This is a genomic window from Micromonospora globispora (assembly GCF_003857015.1).
GTDB lineage: Bacteria > Actinomycetota > Actinomycetes > Mycobacteriales > Micromonosporaceae > Micromonospora > Micromonospora globispora.
Genome location: NZ_QGGF01000245.1, coordinates 1 through 3,767, shown reverse-complemented (window position 1 = coordinate 3,767; position 3,767 = coordinate 1). Strand labels below are relative to the sequence as shown.

Sequence of the window (3,767 nt, the reverse complement as noted above, 5' to 3'; positions counted from 1 at the left end):
CCCACCAACCGTCCGGTGTCCGCGCCGCCCCCGCCGCCACCCGGGATCACCCCGATCGCTCCGGCCCAGCGGGGCAACGTGCCGCCGGCCGAGGCCGGCGAGCCGTTCCGCCCCACGCTGACCACGGCGGCGATCAACAGCGCCCGCGCCGAGCGGCAGCGGACGGTCATCCCGCCCCGGCCCAAGACCACGCCGCAGCAGGAGCCACCGACCGGCGGCTTCAGCGCGACGGACCTGAGCATCCCCGTGCCGACGCCGCGCCCCGGCCAGGAGTCCGCTCCCCCGGGCTCCCGGGCCAACTGGCCGCTGGTCAACGGCAGCGACGACCAGGACGAACGGGCCCCCGAGGCGCCAGCCGCCTACGGGTACGGCGACCGTGGCCGGAACATCGACGCACCGAGCGACCCGGGTCGGGTCACCCCGCCGTGGCTCGCCGACGATCTGCCCCAGGAGCCACCGATGCTGCGGCTGGTCGAGCCGCCGCCGCTGGCCGACCGGGCGCTCCGGGACGGCGGGAACCCGCCGACCGACCCGGGTCTGGACAATCCGCCGCTGCGGCTGGTCGATCGGGAGGAGGCCGCCCGCAATGGCCGGCCGGCCCCCCGCGCCGACCTCCCGGCTCCGGCGGAACGACGGCCCGCGCCGAAGGAGCACCGGCCCCCGCCGGTCTCCGACGAGGGCGACGGCGACCTGCTGATCTTCGCCGCCGCCAAGTCCGCCTGGTTCGTCGGGCACGGCGACGAGGCCGAGCTGGACTGGGCGACCACTGCGGACACCGGCTGGCAGGCCGCCGAGCAGGCCGCCCGCCCGGCGGTGGGCGACGAGACCTCGGCCGGTCTGCCGAAGCGGGTGCCCCAGGCCAACCTGGTGCCCGGCTCGCCGCTGCGCGAGGAGCGTCCACTGCGGATCGTCCGGAACGCGGCCAGCCTCGCCGAGAACACCACCGGCTACTTCCGCGGCTGGCGTCGTGGTCAGGAGATCGGCGGGTTCGCAGTCGGCGGCCGTCCGGGCCGGGAAGCGGCCGGCGGCTGGGACTTCAGCCGCGACACGGGCGACCGGGACGACGACCGGGAGTACGAGTACCGCTCCGCCGGCTACCGCTCCTGACCGTTCCGCCACCGCCTCCCCCTGCGGGCTGCCGGCCGCGCGCCGTCGGCCACGTCGCTGTCGAGGTGGCCGCCAGGCTACCGCCAGCGGTGCGGCGGCTTCAGCGGCTCCGCCCCGTCCGCTTGCGACGCGCTGCACCTGCACGCCACTGAGGCTCGGGTGACCAGCAGCGTCGACCGTGGACGGCTGCGGCTGGCAGGGCGGCACGGAGCGGGACTCGCTCGGCGTGTTGGGTGAACCGGGACGCCTCATCCGCCTGGCCGTCCGATCCAGCCGGTCCGCTCCGGACCTGTCGGTGGCCGGCTCAACCGTTCACCGGACAGCGAGAAGCGCCCGGTGACCGCCGAGGCTGTCACCGGGCGCTGAAGTCGCCGATCAGGCGGGGGCGACCGCCCGCGACCGCCGCATGGTCAGCACGTACTCGACCAGCGAGATCAGCACGTGCTTCGTCGACTCGCGGTTGCGCGCGTCGCAGGCCACAACCGGCACGTCGCTGGAGATCGCCAATGCGTCCCGGACGTCCTGCGGGTCGTGGTACTGCATCCCGTCGAAGCAGTTGATGGCCACCAGGTACGGCAGCCGCCGGTGCTCGAAGAAGTCGATCGCGGCGAAGCAGTCGGCCAGTCGGCGGGTGTCCACCAGCACCACGGCGCCGATGGCACCCCGGACCAGTTCATCCCACATGAACCAGAACCGCGTCTGACCCGGCGTACCGAACAGGTACAGGATCAGGTCGCGATCGATCGAGATACGACCGAAGTCCATCGCCACCGTGGTGGTCGTCTTGCCCGGCACCTGCCGGGTGTCGTCGACGCCCACGCCGGCGGAGGTCATGATCGCCTCGGTGGTCAGCGGCGTGATCTCCGAGACCGAGCCGACCAGCGTCGTCTTGCCGACGCCGAATCCACCGGCGATAACGATCTTCGCCGACGTCACGCGCCCGCTCGGGGCCGGCGGCCGGTGCGACATGTCAGAGCCTGCGAAGTCCACTCAGCACCCTCTCCAGCAGTTCAGTGCCCACCGCGTCGTCGGAGTCGTCCAGGATGGTCGGCTCGTGGACCGCGACCAGGCCGTCCGTCGCCATGTCGGCGATGAGCACCCGGGCCACGCCGAGCGGAAGCTGCATCCGCGCCGCGATCTCGGCGAGTGACTGCACGCGTCCGTCACACAGCGCGGCGATGTACTGGTGTTCACGGCCGCCGCCGCCAGATCCACTGGCAGCGGCCCGACCGCGCACCGTCGTCTCGACGAGCGCCTCCAGCGCGATGTCCAGCCGGGGACGGGTACGACCACGGGTCACGGCGTATGGACGGACCAGCGCCCCGGTCGGTTCGTCACGATCTGCCATATCGCCGCTCACCTCCTTCGTACCCGGCACCGGCTCGCCCCGGTGGAACTCGTCGTTGTCGTAGTTGTTGCCGCCCCTGACCCACCGGTCAGCGCGTCGATCAGCCCATCATCCCGACAGCCGTACGCGGCTGCGGGGTCAGAGCGTCGCCCACCCGGTCGACGAGCAGGGCCATCTCGTAACCGACCTGCCCGACGTCGCAGCTGCGCGCGGCGAGGACCGCGAACGACGAGCCGTCCGAGATGGACATCAGGAACAGGAAGCCGTTGTCCATCTCGACGACCGTCTGCAGTACCGCGCCGCCCTCGAAGCAGCGGGCGGCGCCCTGGGTCAGGCTGACCAGCCCGGAGGAGATGGCGGCCAGCTGGTCGGCCCGGTCCCGCGGAAGGTCACGAGACGACGCGAGGAGCAGGCCGTCCGCGGAGACGGCGATCGCGTGCGCCACACCGGGCACCCGATCGGCGAAGTTGGCGAGCAGCCAACCGAGATCCTGCGTAGTTGTCATCCTTATTGCTCCTTCTGCCCGCTCCCGGCCACCGGGCCTGAGCCAGACTGCGAGGACTGCTGCCCGCCCGGAGTCGCCTCCGGGCTGGTCGAGTTGTCGTTCGGGTGGTTACGCCCCCGCTGTACGCCCCGATGGTAGGCCGAGAGAAGACCGCGAACGCCCTCCGGTGTCCGCCGCTGCACCGAGGCGGACGGCTTCTCCACACCACCGGGGACCAGCTGTGCCATCGGCACGCGCTTGGGCAGCCCCTTCTGGGTGGTCTCCGCCACCGGCACCTCGGTGGCCGCGGAGGCGGCACGCCAGCCGTCGTCGGCCGCGCTCTGCCAGCCGCCGGTCTGCTTCGAGGGCTGCCGGGTGGGCAGGGCCCCGCCGTAACCGGGGCGGACGCCGCCGTTCGTCGTCGGCCCGTTGTCGCGCGGCGCTCCGCCGGCCGTCGGGGTGTGTGCCATCGGTGCGTTACCTGTCGTCCCGGGTGGTGTCTGCTGGACGGCCCGACCGGTGGCGTCGACCTTGGTGAACTGCTGGGTCTCGGCACCGTTCGCCGCCCCGGCCTGCGCGGCGGCCGCCTCCTCCGGACCCGGTCGGCGGGTGCGGAACCAGTTCGACTCGAGCTCCCGGAAGATCGGCAGCTCCATCGTCTCGTCCGCGTACCGCTGGCGGTTCCCGGCCTGCTGTGGCGTCTGCGGCGGCTGCGGCCGGCTCGCCATCGGCGCGGGGACCGGCCGGCTGACCACCGGCGGCGCGGCGGGCGGCATGCCGGCCTGCGGCATGGCAGGGGCCTGCGGCGCAGCGGGCGGGGTCTCCGTA

Annotated in this window: 3 protein-coding genes and 2 pseudogenes; 1 reads left to right on the top strand and 4 read right to left on the bottom strand. The window is 73.3% G+C overall.

Annotated elements, in window-relative coordinates:
• A pseudogene (locus DKL51_RS11225) lies at positions 1 to 1,107 on the top strand (transposase); the annotation flags it as partial.
• Between the two features lie 375 nt (positions 1,108 to 1,482).
• Here the strand turns inward: DKL51_RS11225 and DKL51_RS11220 are convergent.
• From DKL51_RS11220 to DKL51_RS11205, 4 genes and pseudogenes are all read right to left on the bottom strand, one after another.
• Positions 1,483 to 2,076, bottom strand: a complete 594-nt coding sequence (locus DKL51_RS11220; protein WP_091260490.1) for a GTP-binding protein — start codon at positions 2,074 to 2,076, stop codon at positions 1,483 to 1,485.
• Between the two features lies 1 nt (position 2,077).
• Complete coding sequence (locus DKL51_RS11215) at positions 2,078 to 2,455, bottom strand: DUF742 domain-containing protein (protein WP_109948040.1); 378 nt, start codon at positions 2,453 to 2,455, stop codon at positions 2,078 to 2,080.
• 100 nt (positions 2,456 to 2,555) lie between these two features.
• The gene (locus DKL51_RS11210) at positions 2,556 to 2,960 is read right to left on the bottom strand and encodes a roadblock/LC7 domain-containing protein (protein ID WP_109948039.1); all 405 of its coding nucleotides are present in this window, start codon (positions 2,958 to 2,960) and stop codon (positions 2,556 to 2,558) included.
• Positions 2,961 to 2,962: 2 nt separating this feature from the next.
• Positions 2,963 to 3,767: pseudogene (locus DKL51_RS11205) on the bottom strand (ATPase); the annotation flags it as partial.

Excerpts from the sequence above, each read along its gene's own strand:
- DKL51_RS11215 (WP_109948040.1), bottom strand. The coding sequence starts at position 2,455 with ATGGCAGATCGTGACGAACCGACCGGGGCGCTGGTCCGTCCATACGCC.
- DKL51_RS11220 (WP_091260490.1), bottom strand. The coding sequence starts at position 2,076 with ATGTCGCACCGGCCGCCGGCCCCGAGCGGGCGCGTGACGTCGGCGAAG.
- DKL51_RS11210 (WP_109948039.1), bottom strand. The coding sequence starts at position 2,960 with ATGACAACTACGCAGGATCTCGGTTGGCTGCTCGCCAACTTCGCCGAT.